The sequence below is a fragment of the Roseateles koreensis genome, assembly GCF_028595305.1.
Lineage (GTDB): Bacteria > Pseudomonadota > Gammaproteobacteria > Burkholderiales > Burkholderiaceae_C > Paucibacter_A > Paucibacter_A koreensis.
Genome location: NZ_JAQQXS010000014.1, coordinates 132,301 through 149,921 on the forward strand (window position 1 = coordinate 132,301; position 17,621 = coordinate 149,921).

Here is a 17,621-nt window from a genome sequence, read left to right on the forward strand (position 1 = left end):
TCAGGCGGCGCGCGTGCAGGGGCCGGCCTGCAGGGGGGCGAAATTCAAGCCCACCGTGGCCAGTTGCTGCGGGTCTAGATAGATCACGCCGTCTTCCAGGTGCACGTCGAAGCGGGCGGCGCAGCCTTCATCGGGCGCTGCGGCTTGGCCGCTTTCCAGCGCAATGGTCCAACTGTGCAGCGGGCAGGCCACTGAGTGGCCGAACACCAGGCCTTGGCTCAGCGGGCCGCCTTTGTGGGGGCAGCGGTCGAGCAGGGCGAAAACCTTGTCGTCGGCGGCGCGGAACACCGCCACATCCGGCCCCTGTGCGCGTTTGACACGGCGCGCGCCCAGGGTGGGGATGTCTTCAAGGCTGCAGATTTTTGTCCAGGAGGTGCTCATGATCGGGGGGTCTCAAAAATAGGTGTCAGTGGCGCGGGTGTGCTGAAGTGCTGGTGCGCTAATACGTTAGGTGGGCTGATCCAGCATGCGGATCTCAGACCGGCACAAACTGCCGCAGGTCGACCTTGGCCTTGGCGTGCTCGAACCAGGGGTCCGGCTCGCCCGACAGCGCGAACTGCAGCTCGGCCCACAGCGCGCGCCGGCGCTCGTGGTCATCGAGGATGCGGGCTTTCACATAGTCCATGCCTACGCGCGCCAGGTAATGCACCGTGCGCTCCAGATACCAGCCCTCCGTGCGGTACAGCTGCATGAAGGCGCCGGTGTACTCCATCACCTCCTCGGCGGTCTTGAGCTTGACGAAGAACTCGGCCACCTCGGTCTTGATGCCGCCGTTGCCGCCGATGTAAAGCTCCCAGCCGCTGTCCACGCCGATGATGCCCACGTCTTTGATGCCCGCCTCGGCGCAGTTGCGCGGGCAGCCCGACACCGCGAACTTGACCTTGTGCGGCGCGTACATGCGCCACATCGCACGCTCCAGGTCTTTGCCCATCTGCGTGCTGTCTTGCGTGCCCATTCGGCACCACTCGCTGCCCACGCAGGTTTTCACCGTGCGCAGGGCCTTGGCGTAGGCGTGGCCCGAGGGCATGCCGATGTCGGCCCAGACGGCGGGCAAGTCTTCTTTCTTCACGCCCAGCAGGTCGATGCGCTGGCCGCCGGTGACTTTGACGGTGGGGATCTTGTACTTGTCCACCGCATTGGCGATGCGGCGCAGCTCGTCCGCCGTGGTCTCGCCGCCCCACATGCGCGGAATGACGGAGTAGGTGCCGTCCTTCTGGATGTTGGCGTGGGCGCGCTCGTTGATGGGGCGCGATTGCGGATCGTCCTGCGCCTCTTTGGGCCAAGTGGAGATCAGGTAGTAGTTCAGCGCAGGGCGGCAGGTGGCGCAGCCGTTGGGGGTCTTCCAACCCAGCGCGGTGTAGAGCGTTGGCAGGCTGACAAGGTGTTCGTTGCGGATGGCGTCACGCACGTCCTGGTGGCTCATGTCGGTGCAGGCGCACACGGCCTTTTTCTTGGGCGAGGCAGAGTAATCGCCGCCGGCGGTGAACATCAACAACTGCTCCACCAAACCGGTGCAGGAGCCGCAAGACGCGCTGGCCTTGGTGTGCTTGCGCACCTCATCCAGTGTGAACAAACCTTTGTCCTTGATGGCCTTGCAGATGGTGCCCTTGGTGACGCCGTTGCAGCCGCACACCTCGTCGCTGTCGGCCATTGCAGCGGCCTTGTTGTGGCCCTGGTGGCCGACATCGCCGATATTGGATTCACCGAACATCAGCTTGTCGCGGATGTCATGCACCTTGCGCCCCTCGCGCAGCAGCTTGAAGTACCAGGAGCCATCGACCGTGTCGCCGTAGAGGCAGGCGCCGATCAACTGGTCGTTCTTGATCACCAGCTTTTTGTACACGCCAGCGAAGGGGTCGCTCATGACGATTTCTTCGCACCCGTCGCCCCCCATGAAGTCGCCGGCGGAGAACAGGTCAATGCCCGTCACCTTCAGCTTGGTGCTGGTTTGCGAGCCCTGATAGCGCCCGATGCCGAACTGCGCCAGATGGGTGGCGCAGACCTTGGCCTGCTCAAACAGCGGCGCCACCAGGCCGTAGGCAATGCCGCGGTGGGCGGCGCACTCGCCCACCGCATAGATGCGCGGGTCGGTGACGGTCTGCAGGGTGTCGCTGACGACGATGCCGCGGCTGCAATGCAGGCCTGCGCTTTCGGCCAAGGTGGTGTTGGGGCGGATGCCGGCGGCCATCACCACCAAGTCGGCGGGCACTTCAGTGCCATCTTTGAATTGCACGGCCATCACCCGGCCGTCTTTGCCACCAATCAGGGCCTGGGTCTGCGCGCCCAGCATGAAGCGCAGGCCGCGTGCTTGCAGGCTTTGGCGCAGCAAGTCGCCGGCGGCGTCGTCCAGCTGGCGCTCCATCAACCAGCCGGCAATGTGCACCACCGTCACCTGCATGCCCCGTAGCATGAGACCGTTAGCAGCCTCCAGCCCCAACAGGCCGCCGCCGATGACCACAGCGTGCTGGTACTTGGTGGCGGCGTCGATCATGGCGTTGGTGTCGGCAATGTCGCGGTAGGCGATCACGCCTTCCAGCTCCTTGCCGGGCACGGGCAGGATGAAGGGGCTGGAGCCGGTGGCGATCAGCAAACGGTCGTACTCAGCCTCGGTGCCGTCGGCGGCGATGACCTTGCGGCGCTGCCGGTCGATCTGGGTGATGGTCTTGCCCAGGTGCAGGGTGATGCCGTTGTCGGCATACCAGTCGAGCGGATTGAGCACGATCTCGTCGAGGGTCTGCTCGCCAGCCAGCACGGGGCTGAGCAGGATGCGGTTGTAGTTGGGGTGCGGTTCGGCGCCGAAGACCGTGATGTCGTACAGGTCGGGCGTTATCTTCAGCAACTCTTCCAGAGTGCGGACGCCGGCCATGCCGTTACCGATCAAAACAAGCTTTAGCTTTTTCATGTCAGGGTCTCCAGTCGAGCAGATAAACGCAAGGTGCGTGCCAAGCCGGTGCACACCCTGCACGGGGCTGTCGCACCAAGTTGGGGTTGGATTGAGCCCACAGTGGTGGCAGTTTTTGTGCGGCTGCGGGCTGAGGGCTCATGACAATCGCCGCCATGAGTTTTGACATCGTCATGGGATTGGCCAGTTCCCGAGGCCGCCGGGAAGGCAACGAAGATTTCGCCGCCGTGATGCAACCCGAGACGCAGGACCGTGAGCGGGGCTGGATTGCAGCGCTGGCCGACGGCGTGTCGGGGCAAGCCGGCTTGGGCGAGGATTCGGGCGGCGGCGGGGGGCGCATGGCGGCGCAGACCACGGTCACTAGTTTGGTGCGCGATTACTTCGCGGTGCCTGTGGCTTGGGACACCACGGTTGCGCTGGACCGCCTGATCCGTGCCCAGAATGCCTGGCTGGCCGACCACAACCGGCGCGGCGGCGGCACGGGCACCGCGCTGACGACACTGAGTGCGGTGGTTTTGCGCGGCCACAGCTACACGCTGGCACATGTTGGCGACAGCCGTGTCTGCCTGCTGCGTGGCGATGAATGCACCCAGCTCACCCAAGACCACGCGCTGGATCAAGCCGATTTTTCCCGCCTGACCCGCGCCATTGGCCTGGACGACAGCGTGCGCGTGGACTACATCCAGGGCGAGCTGCGCGCTGGCGATCGCCTCTTGCTGACCAGCGACGGCGTGCATGGCGTGCTCAGCCACCGAAAGCTGGCCGCCCTGGCCTTGACGGGCGAGCCGCAGGCTTGCGCCGAGGCGCTGGTGCAGGCCGCGATTGCCGCCGGTGGCCACGACAACGCCACCGCCTTGTTGCTGGAGGTGAGGGGCCTGGCCAAGGGCCGTTATGAAGATGTGTTGAGCAGCAGCCAGCGCTTGCCGGTGGCTCCCAAACTGGGCATAGGTGCCACGCTCGACGGCATGGTGATCACCGCTCTGGTGGCCGACAACGGCGTGCACCGGCTCTACCAGGCACGTTGCCCCGATGGTCGTTTGGTCGCCATCAAGGCTTTGCACGAGGCGCGTGCCAACGACCCGCAGGAGCGCGCCATGCTGGCGCACGAGGGCTGGCTGGGCCAGCGCCTGGGTGAAAAACTCTCGGCCACCGAACATGCTGGTTTTGTGCGCGTGCACGAGCTGCACAACCCGAGCGCTTTCTACCTGCTGTTCGACTGGCATGGCGGGCAGACGCTGGAGCAGTTGATGGCCAGTCAGGGCCGCCCTGGTCTGAGCGAATTTTTGCAAGCCGCAGCCGCCCTGGCGCGTGCCGTGGGCCGGCTGCACCGTGCCGGCGTGGTGCACCGGGACATCAAGCCCGGCAACTTCCATTGGGGTGACGACGGGCAGTGGCGCCTGCTGGACTTGGGCGTGGCCTTGTCCGGCCGCGAGCCCGAGGCCTTGCGCGACCTGCACGCCGGCACACCTAGCTACATCAACCCCGAGCAGTGGGAAGACCCCCCCGTGCCCGCCGATGCCGGTAGCGATCTCTACGCTCTGGGCGTCACGCTGTACCAATGGCTCACCGGCCACCTGCCCTACGGCGAGATCGAGCCCTACCAGCGCGGCCCCTTCCGGCGCGACCCGCAGGCGCCCTCGCGCCGCCAGCCCAATGTGCCGATCTGGCTGGATCATCTCTTGCTCAAGGCCGTGGCGCGTGAGGCCAAACTGCGCTTCGAAACGGCGGACGAATTGATGCTGGCGCTGGAGCGCGGCGCCTCGCGGCCGCTGCCGCCGCCCGGCGCCACGCCCCTGGCGCGGCGCGACCCCAAGGCGGTGCTGCAACTGGGCCTGGGCCTCTCCGTGTTGCTCAACGTCTTGCTGGTCTTCTGGCTGTTGTTCTTGCCGAAGTAGGCGGGCGGCTTCAGGTTGCATGGGGTCGGCCCTCAGCGTTTAACGCTTAACGGGTAGCCGGGGCAGCTTTGGCGGCCTTGGCCGCGGCTTGGCTGCGGGCCTGTGTGAGGCTGGGGTTGATGCGGGCACGGCCGCCGCGCTCGGCCCAGGTGCGTGTCCAGCGGATCTGCATCACCCGCATCACGCCCAGCATCAGCAGCGAGAGCGCGGCAAACAGCACAAAGCCCCACAGATAGCTGCCCAGATATTGCTTGGACAAACCCATCGCGTTGGGCACCAAACCGCCGCCCAAAGCACCGATCTCGCCGATCATCGAGCCGGCCACCGCCGTGCTGGCGGGCCAACGCAGCGGCACCAGCTGGAACACCGCGCCATTGCCCGCGCCCAGCGCCGCAAAGCACAAAATCAGCAGCAAAGTGGTGAGCGCCAGCGAGTGGTCGGCCAGGCCCACCAGCGTCAGGCCCACGGCCACCACCACCAGCACCAGGGAGAGCGTGTTGACACCGCCCCAACGGTCTGAAATCCAGCCGCCAAACACCCGTACCGCCGCGCCCATGAAGGCTGCCAACATGGTCAGCTGCCCGGCCTGGACCTTGCTCACGCTGAATTGATCGTAGTAGTAGCTGGGCAGGAAGGTGGTCAGGCCGATGAAGCCGCCAAAGGTCACGCCGTAGATCAGGCTGAAGACCCAGCCGTCTTTCTCGAACAAGCAGGCCACATGCTCGCGCAGGCTGGCGTGTGAGTCGCGGTCAGGCGGCTCTTTGGCGAACACGATCATCACCACCATGGGCAGCAGTAAAGCCACCGCGGCGACGCCGTACACGGCCTTCCAGCCCAAATGCTGCGCCAACACCGGCGCCACCAGCACCGAGACCGCCGTGCCCACATTGCCGGCACCGACCAGGCCCATCGCCAGGCCCTTGTGCTGCGGAGGGAACCAGCCCGAACCTAGCGACAACGCCACGCCGAAGCTGGCGCCCGCAATGCCCAGCAGCACGCCCATCTTCAGCATGTCGTTGAAGGACTCGACGTAGAAGTAGCCGAACAGCAGCGCGACGATGATCAGGCTCATCTCCACCAGCGTGGCGTTCTTGCGGCCGATGTATTGCGACAGCACCCCCAGCGGAAAGCGCATCAGCGCGCCCGCAATGATGGGCACCGACAACATCACGCCCTTCTGCGCGGGAGTGAGCGAGAAGGTCTCGCTGATGAAGGGCGCCATGGCGCCGTTCATCACCCAGATACAACAGGAGAAGGCGAAATAGAAGAACGCCGCAAAAAGGGTCGGCACATGACCGGCGCTCAGAAACTTGGAGCTGGTAGATGACATGATGGGCCCGCAATACAAAAAACAAAAACGCAAAAAGGCCGCGGCAAGCATGCGCTTGTCGAAGCCTGATTCATTTGATGAAGGGGTGCCGTGAAGCACCGCCGAAAAGTTGGCGATAGGAAACCGCCGGGTTGCAGCGCGCCATTGCACCGCACCCACACTCATGCAATAGTCGTGCCACTCTGGGGAGTTTCTCCTTTCAGAGCTTGGCGTGGCTTATGCTGCGAGCGCGCTGGCAGCCTCGCTTCCAAAGCGTGCTTTCAGCCCCCTAACGCCTCTCTCAAGCGCCATGCCCGACGCCTCCGTTTCAACCGCTGTTCCTCGCCGAATCCTCGTGTTTTCGCACACGCTGTGTGAGGTGCAGGAGGCCGGCAGCGCCGAGGCCATAGCCCCGGATTGCACCGTTGTTGCCCACGCGGATTGCCGCAGCTTGGTGCGAGATGCACTGGAACAGGTCCCGGACGCTTTGCTGGTCTGGCTGCCCGTCGAGTCGGCGCGTCAGCAAGACATGCTGGCCGCCCTGGCGGATTTGTCGGTCCGCCTGCCCTCAGGCCTGCCCTTGCCCGCGGTGTGCATTGCGCCGATGTTGAGCCCCGAATTGCTGCAGAACGGCCCCGCGCTGGGCCTCAAGGTGTGGCTGCCCGCAGTGCCGCCCACCGCGGTCTTGCATCAGCATTTGTGCTGGGCTGCAGCGCAAGCCGGCCAGCAGGGCGCGCAGTGGGCCCGCTTGGCCCGCCTGCATGCCGAGGGCCAGGCGCTGCAAGAACAATTGGCCGACGCCCGCCGCACCCTCGATGAACGCAAATGGACCGACCGCGCCAAAGGCCTGCTGATGGCCGCGCAGTCGCTGGATGAGGCCGAGGCCTATCGGCTGCTGCGTGACACCGCCATGCACGCCCATTTGCGCTTGGGCGAGGTGGCGCAGTCGGTGGTGCAGGCCGCGACCATGGCCGAAGCCGTCAATCTGGCGGGCCAGCAACGCATGCTTTCCCAGCGCCTGGTCAAACTGCTGGCACAGCGCTTGGCTGGCATTGAAGTGCGGCGGGCCAAGGTGCTGCAAGACGAGTCTTGTGCTCGGGTTGAGGCCAATCTCGCTCGCTTGAAGCTCTTGCTGACGGGTGAGCCGGCACACGGTTTGCAGCAGTTGTCGCAGGCCTGGGCGCAGTTGGCGGGCTTGTTGAAGCAGCGGCTTGAAGCCGGGCAGCCCGGCCGGCCCGGCCTGTTGGCGCAGGCCGACGCCGCCGCTGAAGTGCTGCTGCAAGAGGCCGAAGGGCTGACCGCCCTGATCGAATCCGCCAGCCCGGGGCGGCCGCTGCAGGTGGTGAATCTGTGCGGCCGTCAGCGCATGCTGTCGCAGCGGGTGGCCAAGCAGGCCTTGCTGGCTGACTTGCTGACCGGGGTTGACCCTTTGGCCATCACCGCCAGCTTGAGCGCCTTTGAAGCCGGCCTGAATCAGCTGGACGCCGCGCCCCTCAGCAGCCCTGGCATTCGGGCCACCTTGGCGGAAGTGCGAGCCGAATGGCTGCGCCTCTTGCGCAGCCTGCGTGAGACCCAGGGCGCGGCGGCCGGCCTGGCGCGCAGCAGCGAGGCCCTGCTGACCCTGTTGGATCAGCTGACCGTGCAGTATCAGCAAAGCCTGCAGCTGATCCTGGCTTGAGCTCTTGCCGAAATGAGGCGCCGAAGTGGACCGTTGACTTGGGGCGTTATCAGGCCGCCTCGGGCAAGCGCGCTTGCCGGGTGTACAAAAAGTCCAGCACCGCCTTGCGGCAACTGACATAACGCGGGTTTTCAGCGAGCTCGACGCGATTGCGCGGGTGCGGCAAATCCACGCTCAAGATCTCGCCAATGGTCGCAGCCGGGCCGTTGCTCATCATCACGATGCGGTTGCTCAGCAACACCGCCTCGTCCACGTCGTGGGTCACCATCACCACGGTGCTCTTCGTGCGCGCCACGATTTTGAGCAGCTCGTCTTGCAGGTGCGCGCGGGTGAGGGCGTCGAGCGCGCCGAAGGGCTCGTCCATCAGCAGCACCTTGGGCTCCATGGCCAGTGCGCGGGCGATGCCGATGCGTTGCTTCATGCCGCCGGAGATTTCATGCGGCCGCTTGGCGCTGGCGTGCGACATGCCCACCAGGTCCAGCGCGGCGTGGGCGCGTGCGGCGAGCTGCGGTTTTTTCTCACGGCTGCCGAACACCGATTCAACGCCCAGGTACACATTGTCAAAGCAACTCAGCCAGGGCAGCAGCGAGTGGTTTTGAAACACCACTGCGCGCTCCGGGCCAGGGGCGTTCACCTCGCGCCCGTCACACAGCACCACGCCGGTGGTGGTGGGCAGCAGGCCGGCAATGAGATTCAACAGGGTGGATTTTCCGCAGCCCGAGTGGCCGATCAAGGTGATGAACTCGCCTTGCTCAATCGTCAGATTGATGTTTTGCAAGGCGTGAAAGCGGCCCTTCTGGGTGTTGAACACCATGTCGGCGGATTGGACTTCGATGAAGGCGGTCATGGTTTTCTCCGAGCTCAGGCGTCAAAGGAAAAGCGTTTGGCGATGCTCATCAGCAGCGCTTCGAGCAGCAGCCCGACGATGCCGATGACGAAGATGGCGATGATGATGTGGGCCACGTTCAGGTTGTTCCATTCGTCCCAAACCCAGAAGCCGATGCCCACGCCGCCAGTCAGCATTTCAGCCGCCACAATCACCAGCCAGGCGGTGCCGACCGACAGCCGCACCCCGGTGAGGATGAAAGGCAGCACGGCAGGCAAATAGATGCGGGTGATGAGCTTCCACTCTGACAGCTTGAGCACGCGGGCCACGTTCAGATAGTCTTGCGGTACCTGCTGCACGCCCATCGCGGTGTTGATCACCATGGGCCAGATCGAGCAGATGAAAAGCGTCCAGATGGCGGCCGGATCGGCGCTCTTGAACACCAGCAAGCCGATGGGCAGCCAGGCCAGCGGCGACACCGGCTTGAGCAGGCTGATCAGCGGCGACACCATGCGGTTGGCAAACTCGAAGCGCCCGATCACAAAGCCCAGCGGAATGCCCACCGCCGCCGCCAGCCCAAAGCCCAGACCCACGCGTTGCAGCGAGGCGAGGATGTTCCAGCCTATGCCCTGGTCGTTCGGGCCCTTGCGATAAAACGGATCTGAAAAGAGCTGGACGGCGGCATCGAAGGTGGCTGCCGGTGTGGGAAAAGAGCCCCCCTTTTGGGTCAGCAAGGCCCACACGCCCACCAGCAAGGCGAGGCCCAGCACGGGCGGCAACACGCGCAGCCAGAAGGCGCGCATTTTCAGGGCGCGCTGGGCCTGTGATGCGGCGGCTGATTTGGCGCGGGCCTTGTCGGTAACTTCGGCGTTAGCGTTGGCATTCGTGGTTTGTGGTGATGCAGCAGCAGGGGCCTGCACTTCAAAATCGCGAGGTGAATGAAAAACGGCACTGACCATGATGAACTCCTGGTTTAGGCTTTGAGTTTGAAGGCGTCCGCATAGGCCGCTGGGGTCTTGCCGTCCCACACCACGCCGTCCACCAGCTTGGCGCTGCGCAGCGGGTCTTTGGGGACGCTGATCTTGAGCGCGCTGGCAGCCTCTTTGTAGAGATCAATCTGGTTGATTTGCTTGGCGGTTGCCAGGTAGTCGGGGTGCTCCTTGAGCAGGCCCCAGCGCTTGTGCTGGGTCAGAAACCACATACCGTCGCTCAGGTAGGGGAAGTTGACAGCGCCGTCGTCGAAGAACTTCATCGGCTTGGGGTCGTCCCAGGTCTTGCCCAGGCCGTTCTGGTAGCGGCCCAGGATGCGCTGATTAATGGCATCAGCACTGGTGTTGACGTAGGACTTGTCGGCGATGGTGTCGGCCATCTTCAGCTTGTTCTGCAGGCTGGCGTCGATCCAGCGACTGGCCTCCAGCACGGCCATGATCACGGCGCGGGCGGTGTTTGGGTATTTCTTGACGAAGTCGCCGCTGCTGGCCAGCACCTTTTCGGGATGGTCGGGCCAGATGGCCTGCGTGGTGCTGGCGGTGATGCCGATGCCGTCCATGATGGCGCGGTGGTTCCAGGGCTCGCCCACACAAAAGCCGTCCATATTGCCGATGCGCATGTTCGCCACCATCTGCGGTGGCGGCACGGTGATGACCTTGCTGTCCTTCAGTGGGTTCACCCCGTGCGCGGCCAGCCAGTAGTACAGCCACATGGCGTGGGTGCCGGTGGGAAAGGTCTGGGCAAAGGTGTATTCGCGCTTGTCCTGCGCCATCAGCTTGGACAGCGAGGCGCCGTCCACCGCGCCTTTGTCGGCCAGCTTTTTCGACAGGGTGATGGCTTGGCCGTTCTGGTTCAACGTCATCAGCACCGCCATGTCTTTTTTAGGCCCAGCCACGCCCAGGTGCACGCCGTAAATCATGCCGTAGAGGGCGTGCGCCATGTCCAGGTCGCCGTTGACGAGCTTGTCGCGTACGCCGGCCCAGGAGGCCTCCTTGCTGGGCACGATCTTGATGCCGTACTTCTTGTCGAAGCCCAGCACCGAGGCCATCACCACCGAGGCGCAGTCGGTCAGCGGGATGAAGCCGATGCGCACTTCTTCCTTCTCCGGCTTGTCCGAACCTGCCGCCCAGCCGCTACCGGGCAGGGCGGCCAAGCCGGTACTCAGCGCGCTGCCCGCAGCACCCACCAATAATTTGCGACGTTGCTCGCTCATCAATCCCTCCTTGGCGTGTTTCACCGTGTGCATGACTGGGTTCTCCAAAATCAAAAGACCATGAAAAAAGGCGCCTCGACCACCCGCAAACCGCAGCAAAAGTGCTGCAGGCAGGGAGGTCGGACGCCTTTGTCCGTACTGTGAAGTGCGAGCCCGCGCCGTTGCGGGCTTCATCAGAACCAATGCAGAAAGCGTGCCAGTGTTTTTCAGTGCCTGGGCATTGTTCATGCACGGTTTTCAAGCGCTGACGTCGAACTAACGCGCTACTTTGGTGCCATGCTGCATCAGCCCGAGCGTAAAAGGGAATGCGCGTCGATGATGCGTTCTGCCACTTCGGCCAGCGGCAGGCCCCGGTCCATGGCGAGGCGGCGCATGTGGTGGTGGGCGGCATCTTCAGCCATGCCCATCTCGTTCATCAAAATGCCCTTGGCCCGCTCGATGGACTTGCGTGCGATGAGCTGGGCGCGGGTGCGGTCCAACTCCTGGCGCAGGGCCAGGTCCTGCTCAAAGCGGACGATGGCCACTTGCATGACCGAGTTGAGTCGCTCGGCCTGCAGCCCGGCCACCACATAAGCACTGACGCCAGACTTCATGGCCTGCCGCAGGCAAGCGGGGCTGTCGTCTTCGGCGAACATCACCACCGGGCGTGGCATGCGCTCGTTGAGAGTGGCCAGGTTCTCCAGCGTGTCGCGGGAGGGCGATTCGCTATCTACGATCACCACATCCGGTTGCAGGCGCAGCACGCAGTCGTGAATCAACGCCGCCTGATCGATGACCCCCACCACCTCGCAGTTCTGACGGACGAGTTCCTGCTGGATGAGTTGCAGGTGGTGGGCGCCGTCATTGATCAGCAGCACGCGCAGGGGGCGCGGCTCCGTGGTGTCGACCGGCGTGGGAGGGGGCCGTGGGCGGGAGGTCATACCCAGGGTCGTGCAAATTTCATGCCGACTCCCCGCATGCTCAATCGGTATTCACAAAACGGCGCATCAGACTTGGCACGGCATTTCAGGGGCGTCGGACAAGGCTCATGCTTTCGTCTGATTGTGTATTACCTCAAGCAGTGCGGCTTCAAATTCCAAGAACGGTGGATATTTTTGAGTCGTTTCGTTGCTGATCAGTGCGAGTTTTCCCCGACCCGTGAAGCCGCCAACTCTCAGGCAAGAAACAAGGCCATGTCGGGCATAGAAATTTGCCGCGCTGGAAGATATCAATGTGCAGAAATTGGTTTGCCGAACGATGTTCAAGTTCGTGTGCATGGATGCGGACTCAACCAGTGGCTCCGGCGCGATCAATCCAGTGCGGTCAAAAATGTCCGTGAATACAACCCGTGAGTAAGAGCCTTTGGGCATCAGCACCCATTTAAGGTCCATCAATTCCGCAGGAGAAATCTCAACTTTCCCGGCAATTGGGTGCGTCGTGCCGCAGGCGACCACCAACTCCTCCGCATACATGGGCTTGATGGTCAGCTTGGACGCGTTCTGCAACTGACTGCTTGTGTTGTCCACACCACCCAGCGCGCAGTCAATTTGCCCGGAGCCTAACTGCTGCAGCAAACCGCCAATGGCGTCTTCCCGCAGTTGCAGTCGCAGATGCGAACCCCGCCGCTCGAGGGCATCGACGACGAGCGGGATCAGATCCAGCCCGAACAGGGGAAACATGCCCACGCGCAGGAGCGGAAGTGTGTTGGCCGCTTGTGGGCTCAAGGCAGCGTCAAAATGCGCCAACGCAACCCGCATTCGGTCCAACGCGAGCTGTCCCGCCGGCGTCAGCGCCGCGCCGCGTGCCCCCCGAACCACCAGCGTCGTCGATGACGCTGCTTCAAGCTCCTGCAGCATCTTGGTGACCGCGGGTTGGCTGAGATTCAAATGTGTGGCCGCTGTCGACAGTGAGCCACCTCGCCCGATGAACTCAAGCAGCCGCAGATGGCGAATTCGGAGGTGGTCACCCCGCAGGCGCCGGTGGTGGGCAGGCGAGTCCTGATCTTTAGTCATAAAAATATCATATGACAAGTTCAATAAATAGCAATTTACATGAATGGCCTCGTCCCTCTACAGTCGGTCAACGCCAAAAAGCAGGGCCAACGGCCGCAAAAATGTGACGAGGGTCGTGCTGCGAGAGGACGCATCCATCGAGTGATGCTGCGAATATCTTGCGCAGCAGCAATACGAATTGAGACGTTGCGGTGCTCTTCAGCGCGTTACTGGGGCTATCTCCGGGATGGCGCCAGACCGAAGGTCTGTGACGTCGGTTCTTGAGTCATAAGAAAAACGGATGACTTATTCAGAAATAAGAAATTTACAGGAATACCCCCCCTGTTTAAAGTCGGGCGCGTCGAGAACATGGGCGATGGACGGGCGTTCATGGCCACTGCTTTCAACTTCAAACTTAACAATAGAAGAGACAACATGACCAAACTCATTCCCAGCGCACTCCTCGTTGGTGGCCTCATTGCGAGCTGTGCAGGCACATCCTTCGCGCAAAGTTCAGTTCAAATTGCGGGCCAGCTCGGGGTTGGCGTGGGTGTCAAGAACCATCAGGGTCCTGGTGACGGTTCCGTGACCGAAGTGACCGATAACCTGATGAAAGCCTCATGGCTGCGTATCAGCGGTATCGAGGATCTGGGCGGCGGCATGAGCGCCATGTTCCGTCTGGAGTCGGGGCTCAGCGCGGATACGGGAACTGCCGGCGGTACCGGGCAAGGTGCCACCCTGGCGTCACCCAAATTTTGGAATCGTAACGCCACGGTTGGACTTCGGTGGGCCGACATCGGCGTCCTTTCGGCGGGGCGCCAGTTCCATTCGTCAACCGACCGCGCCATCGAGACCTTGGATGTCAACCAACTGAGTGCGGCCCACGTCGCCTATGCACCGGTCGGGTATTTCGGGGTTAATCGTTACAACGGGTTCGACACCCGAGTCGATAATTCCATCAAATTCCGCTACAAAAAGCCCAATGTGATCGAGTTTGGCTTCAGCGCAGCGCCGGGCGAAGGAACGGCCGGCCGCAATTACAGCGCTGAAATTGCGCACACCTCCAGCACTTTGAATGTGGGTGCAATCTTTGCACACTTTGACGCCAATGCGCAGCTGGCCAATGGTCACAAGCCTGCCTACGAATTCTGGGGTATTGGTGGCAACGTCAAGTTTGGCAGTGTCCAGCCTTATATTGCCTACTATCACAATGCTTTGGATTCTGCGACTTTGTTGGGTCGCCCCCAGCAAGTTAACGAAATCATCAGCCTGGGTGTGGCCTGGGACGCTTCGGCCCAAACCCGGTTTACGGCGGCCTATTACAACGACCGGGGCACGGGGCTGAACAATGTGCTCGGCCGCGACGGCACAAAGAACACTTGGATTTTGGCAGGTTACTACTATCTGTCCAAGCGTACAGAGTTGTATGTGGCGGCCCACAATAACGCTTTCTTGGACGGGTACAGATTGGAGACAGTGAATCTGTCGACATTGAATCGCACCGCTTCCGAGGGCAGGGTCAGCGGTTTGTCGACAGGCATTCGTCACAACTTCTGAGTTCGTCTCATAGCTAACCCGCCAAAATCACCCTCCGTGCTTTTGGCGGGCACAAAGTCAATGCGCCTCGCGCACTCGATTCACGGTAGCCCTGTCCCCAAAGTGTAGTAGTACGTCGGTAGCACCCGGGTTGTCAGTCTGCTGAATTTAGAAATAAATATTCTTATGACAAGACGGCACGTGTTCACGTTCATTCTCGCCGTACTATTGCACTGCGCTGGCTCTGCCAGTGCGGCAAACAGCGGGCCGGCCCAGTATTTCAATATGAAAGAAATACTGGATGAAAGCACATTGGGTACCCAGATTGTGCGGGACTCTGTGCTACCCAGTAAATCCCGGCAGGGTAAGAGTGTGCGGGTTGTTGAACTCAAGTTCACTAGCCAAAATTGGCACGGCATGGTTTGGCGTCATCCGGCGCGCATTTATGTGCCCGAAGGATACCAGGGCGGTGGTGGCGCAGGCATATTTGCCACAGCCAGGAAATTCTTCGATGACGCCGTCAATCCACAGCACACGATTGACGCGACGCAGCAGAATACCGAAGAACAGTATGCCGAAGCTACCGCGATTGATTTGAATATTCCCATCATGATTTTCAGCAATCCCCCGGAAAATTTCCAGGGAATGGATGAAGATGATCTGATGGGATTCGCGTTGAAAAAGGCGGTTGAAACCGGGGACTTGAGCTGGTACGGCTACGCCGCGATTACGACAGGATATCTGCGCGCCATCACACTCATGCATTCGCTGCCCGGCATACACGCCGAACGTGCGGTGCTCATGGGTTGTTCAAAGCGTGGAGTTGCGGTGGGTTTGGCGACGGGCGTTGACCCTGACCGTGTTGCGGGCATTATGGCTGCTTGCTATACGGGCGGTAACGTTCTTTATGGCGTTGCCCGCCAGTTTGCTGAATTCGGGCCAATGATGCGTGGCCCAGCCAAAGAAAAGTTGGGGCCTGGATACCAGCCTGCTGAAAATGTGCTGCGCGTTTTCAATACACCCACGGGCTTGGAGCTTATCAAGCAGTTTGACCCTTATATCTGGCGCAATAAAATCAAGTCCAACTACTTGGTTACGTTGGGTACGAACGACGAGTTCTTTGCGCTTGGGGCGGCCAATAGCATGATGAAGGAGTTGCGTGGCGACAAGGCTTATCTTGCCATCGACAACGTGAAGCATGCCTGGGTTTCTCCTAAACATCTGGCGGCTTGGCGGGTGTGGTTGGCCCATACATTCTTGAGTCGAGGCATTCCCAAGATTGAGTCAAAGAACTCGCTGGAGGGAGACCAATTGCTTATCCAAGCGAAAACCGACAAACCAGCGTCGGCAGTTGTTGTCAAAGCCTTTTACTCCTACAACAAAATTACAGACGACTGGCGGGCAGCACAGTGGCAGTCCGTACCGATGACCGCCGCTGAGGGGGGGTATTCCACGCGCTTGCCATTGAAAGAAGGTTTCAAGCTTGCTTACTATGTGGAAGTTGAAGATTCTGGCGTCGGAGGTACGGGGTATATCAGCTCTGTGATTGAGATCGTTGAGTAAGCGCGCGCCAATTGCATAAATATTTGCTGCGGCACCACGTGCTACCAGTTTCATAATCATTGAAAAGATCGATATGAGCCTCTTCGCGCCGAAATCATTGTTTCAATCTACTCGCCCGATTTCTGCGAGTTTCCGTACGGCCCTGCAAGTCTTGACTTTGGGCTTTGCCGGAGCAGCCTGCGCGCAGGGCACGGTGTCTTTGGGGGGCACGTTGAATGACGATGTGCGCACCTACAGTGATTTTGGTGTGCATCGTTACGGATCTAAGGGCGAGCAATCCGCGCTCGCCTGGATGGGCCGCGAGCTTGCCGCCGCTGGATTCACCGTTGAGAAGCAAGCACTGCAAATGGGCCGGCAGTTGACGCTGAACGAGGCTCACATCACTTTGGGTGGCAAAACCAGTGAGGCGTTTCCTCATTGGTGGCCACCAGAGCAGCAGATGCAATTGAAGCTTGAGGCAGCGCTGAAAGCGCCCAATGAATCAACCGGCGCGTTTGCGTGGCTGCGATTGCCGTATGAACGCGGTGCCTATTTGAATGCGCAGCACACCCAGAAAATTTTAGAAGTCGCAGCGCACAAACCCCTGGCGATTCTGCTGACCATTGACAACCCGGCGGGGTCGATATTCACTTACAACGTGAATCAGGAGGATGCCCCTTGGCCGGTGCCGGTGATTGTGGTGCCGGCTCGGCTTGCCGCGCAGTTGGAGGCCGCGCAACAAAGCGGTGAAAAAATGAACATCGATATGTCGATGCAATACCAGCGAGACGTATCGAGTTACAACGTGATTGGACGAATTGACAACGGCGCTGCCCGCACCGTCGTGGTATCGACGCCAGTGAGCAGTTGGTTCACGAGTTCTTGTGAGCGTGGCCCGGGCATTGCGCTGTTCCTGGCTTTGGCGCGCCATGTTGCCAAAGAAAAACGAGCCACCAATTTTGTCTTCGTCGGCACGGTGGGGCATGAAATTGGCCATGGCGGCATGGAGTCGTTCATTCATGCCAAGGCGCCGGCACCGGACAAAGTCAAAGCATGGTTGCATCTGGGCGCCTCGTTGGCCTGCTATGGCTGGACCCATGACGCGGCGACCTCGCAGTGGCGCATGCGCGCTGAAGCCGATCCTTCGTTGCGGGTCTTGTTGGCGAGCGAGTCGCTGCAAAATCAGGCGGTGACGGCTTTCAAAGGCGTTGCGGCGACACCGCTATTTGCCGAAAAGTCAGGGATTGGCGAACTGCGCGATGTGCGTGCGGCGGGTTACGTCAACTATTTTGGTATGGCCGGGCTGCATCGCTTCTTTCACACGCCGGACGACCGCGCAGAACTCACCGGGCCCGAACTGCTGGAGCCCCTGGCCAATGCGTTTACGAAAATGCTTGATGAGTTGACGGTGAACTGACACTTGAAGGCGCCGTTCAGGCTCACTCGCCTGCGTGCCCTCGCGCGGTGTTCGCCCCCTCCGAGCGGTTCGCCCGCTCATTTTTGAAGGCCCCCATTGAAGTGTCGAAGACCATGGGCGGGCAGTGCTGGCTTCGTTGTACTTTGGCAAGGTCTATGTTGATGGTGAGATTGAAGCTTGGCCGCGGCGCCACCGCAAGATCTTGGATTTGATGGGTTTGATTCGTCTGACCTGCAATACCTCGCCAACCCGCATGAACACTGGTGATTTGGGGTGAATGCCGATGGTCGGAACTCCCAGGAAGATATCCAATCGATATTGATTTCTGGGAGTTCTGGAGGGG

Annotated in this window: 14 protein-coding genes; 5 read left to right on the forward strand and 9 right to left on the reverse strand. The window is 61.4% G+C overall.

Annotated elements, in window-relative coordinates; translation table 11 throughout:
• Entirely contained in the window at positions 1-381 is a 381-nt protein-coding gene (gene nirD / locus PRZ01_RS15700; RefSeq protein ID WP_273597744.1) for a nitrite reductase small subunit NirD, read from the reverse strand.
• 94 nt (positions 382-475) lie between these two features.
• Positions 476-2,902, reverse strand: a complete 2,427-nt coding sequence (gene nirB, locus PRZ01_RS15705) for a nitrite reductase large subunit NirB (RefSeq protein ID WP_273597745.1) — start codon at positions 2,900-2,902, stop codon at positions 476-478.
• A 155-nt stretch (positions 2,903-3,057) separates the two neighbouring features.
• On the opposite strand from nirB, the gene PRZ01_RS15710 reads away from it, so the two are divergent.
• Positions 3,058-4,797, forward strand: a complete 1,740-nt coding sequence (locus tag PRZ01_RS15710) for a bifunctional protein-serine/threonine kinase/phosphatase (RefSeq protein ID WP_273597763.1) — start codon at positions 3,058-3,060, stop codon at positions 4,795-4,797.
• A 46-nt stretch (positions 4,798-4,843) separates the two neighbouring features.
• Here the strand turns inward: PRZ01_RS15710 and PRZ01_RS15715 are convergent, their stop codons facing one another.
• On the reverse strand, positions 4,844-6,127 hold the full coding sequence (locus PRZ01_RS15715; RefSeq protein ID WP_273597746.1) for an MFS transporter: 1,284 nt from the start codon (positions 6,125-6,127) through the stop codon (positions 4,844-4,846).
• A gap of 289 nt (positions 6,128-6,416) precedes the next feature.
• Between PRZ01_RS15715 and PRZ01_RS15720 the strand changes: the two genes are divergently transcribed.
• Positions 6,417-7,784 (forward strand): type IV pili methyl-accepting chemotaxis transducer N-terminal domain-containing protein, encoded by a 1,368-nt coding sequence (locus PRZ01_RS15720; protein WP_273597747.1) that lies wholly within the window; start codon positions 6,417-6,419, stop codon positions 7,782-7,784.
• Positions 7,785-7,833: 49 nt separating this feature from the next.
• Here PRZ01_RS15720 and PRZ01_RS15725 read toward each other — a convergent pair whose 3' ends face one another.
• From PRZ01_RS15725 to PRZ01_RS15745, 5 genes are all read right to left on the reverse strand, one after another.
• Positions 7,834-8,631, reverse strand: coding sequence for an ABC transporter ATP-binding protein (locus tag PRZ01_RS15725; RefSeq protein WP_273597748.1), 798 nt, complete (start codon positions 8,629-8,631; stop codon positions 7,834-7,836).
• Between the two features lie 14 nt (positions 8,632-8,645).
• Positions 8,646-9,569, reverse strand: a complete 924-nt coding sequence (gene ntrB, locus PRZ01_RS15730) for a nitrate ABC transporter permease (protein ID WP_273597749.1) — start codon at positions 9,567-9,569, stop codon at positions 8,646-8,648.
• Positions 9,570-9,583: 14 nt separating this feature from the next.
• Positions 9,584-10,813 (reverse strand): CmpA/NrtA family ABC transporter substrate-binding protein, encoded by a 1,230-nt coding sequence (locus PRZ01_RS15735; protein WP_273597750.1) that lies wholly within the window; start codon positions 10,811-10,813, stop codon positions 9,584-9,586.
• A 284-nt stretch (positions 10,814-11,097) separates the two neighbouring features.
• Entirely contained in the window at positions 11,098-11,733 is a 636-nt protein-coding gene (locus PRZ01_RS15740; RefSeq protein WP_273597751.1) for an ANTAR domain-containing response regulator, read from the reverse strand.
• 105 nt (positions 11,734-11,838) lie between these two features.
• Entirely contained in the window at positions 11,839-12,804 is a 966-nt protein-coding gene (locus PRZ01_RS15745; RefSeq protein ID WP_273597764.1) for a LysR substrate-binding domain-containing protein, read from the reverse strand.
• A gap of 414 nt (positions 12,805-13,218) precedes the next feature.
• Between PRZ01_RS15745 and PRZ01_RS15750 the strand changes: the two genes are divergently transcribed.
• The 3 genes from PRZ01_RS15750 (at position 13,219) to PRZ01_RS15760 (ending at position 17,278) form a co-directional block, all read left to right on the forward strand.
• Positions 13,219-14,340: a porin gene (locus PRZ01_RS15750; RefSeq protein ID WP_273597752.1), complete on the forward strand. Its 1,122-nt coding sequence runs from the start codon at positions 13,219-13,221 to the stop codon at positions 14,338-14,340.
• Between the two features lie 180 nt (positions 14,341-14,520).
• Positions 14,521-15,882, forward strand: coding sequence for a PhoPQ-activated protein PqaA family protein (locus PRZ01_RS15755; protein ID WP_273597753.1), 1,362 nt, complete (start codon positions 14,521-14,523; stop codon positions 15,880-15,882).
• Positions 15,883-15,955: 73 nt separating this feature from the next.
• On the forward strand, positions 15,956-17,278 hold the full coding sequence (locus PRZ01_RS15760; protein ID WP_273597754.1) for a hypothetical protein: 1,323 nt from the start codon (positions 15,956-15,958) through the stop codon (positions 17,276-17,278).
• Between the two features lie 22 nt (positions 17,279-17,300).
• Here PRZ01_RS15760 and PRZ01_RS15765 read toward each other — a convergent pair.
• Positions 17,301-17,621, reverse strand: a 321-nt coding sequence (locus tag PRZ01_RS15765) for a hypothetical protein (RefSeq protein WP_273597755.1), incomplete at its 5' end; no start/stop codon positions are given.

What these genes read in the sequence shown, in the direction of transcription:
- PRZ01_RS15745 (WP_273597764.1), bottom strand. Translation starts at nt 12,804, where the DNA reads ATGACTAAAGATCAGGACTCGCCTGCCCACCACCGGCGCCTGCGGGGT.
- nirD (WP_273597744.1), bottom strand. Translation starts at nt 381, where the DNA reads ATGAGCACCTCCTGGACAAAAATCTGCAGCCTTGAAGACATCCCCACC.
- ntrB (WP_273597749.1), bottom strand. Translation starts at nt 9,569, where the DNA reads ATGGTCAGTGCCGTTTTTCATTCACCTCGCGATTTTGAAGTGCAGGCC.
- PRZ01_RS15725 (WP_273597748.1), bottom strand. Translation starts at nt 8,631, where the DNA reads ATGACCGCCTTCATCGAAGTCCAATCCGCCGACATGGTGTTCAACACC.
- PRZ01_RS15760 (WP_273597754.1), top strand. Translation starts at nt 15,956, where the DNA reads ATGAGCCTCTTCGCGCCGAAATCATTGTTTCAATCTACTCGCCCGATT.
- nirB (WP_273597745.1), bottom strand. Translation starts at nt 2,902, where the DNA reads ATGAAAAAGCTAAAGCTTGTTTTGATCGGTAACGGCATGGCCGGCGTC.
- PRZ01_RS15715 (WP_273597746.1), bottom strand. Translation starts at nt 6,127, where the DNA reads ATGTCATCTACCAGCTCCAAGTTTCTGAGCGCCGGTCATGTGCCGACC.
- PRZ01_RS15735 (WP_273597750.1), bottom strand. Translation starts at nt 10,813, where the DNA reads ATGAGCGAGCAACGTCGCAAATTATTGGTGGGTGCTGCGGGCAGCGCG.
- PRZ01_RS15720 (WP_273597747.1), top strand. Translation starts at nt 6,417, where the DNA reads ATGCCCGACGCCTCCGTTTCAACCGCTGTTCCTCGCCGAATCCTCGTG.
- PRZ01_RS15710 (WP_273597763.1), top strand. Translation starts at nt 3,058, where the DNA reads ATGAGTTTTGACATCGTCATGGGATTGGCCAGTTCCCGAGGCCGCCGG.
- PRZ01_RS15740 (WP_273597751.1), bottom strand. Translation starts at nt 11,733, where the DNA reads ATGACCTCCCGCCCACGGCCCCCTCCCACGCCGGTCGACACCACGGAG.
- PRZ01_RS15750 (WP_273597752.1), top strand. Translation starts at nt 13,219, where the DNA reads ATGACCAAACTCATTCCCAGCGCACTCCTCGTTGGTGGCCTCATTGCG.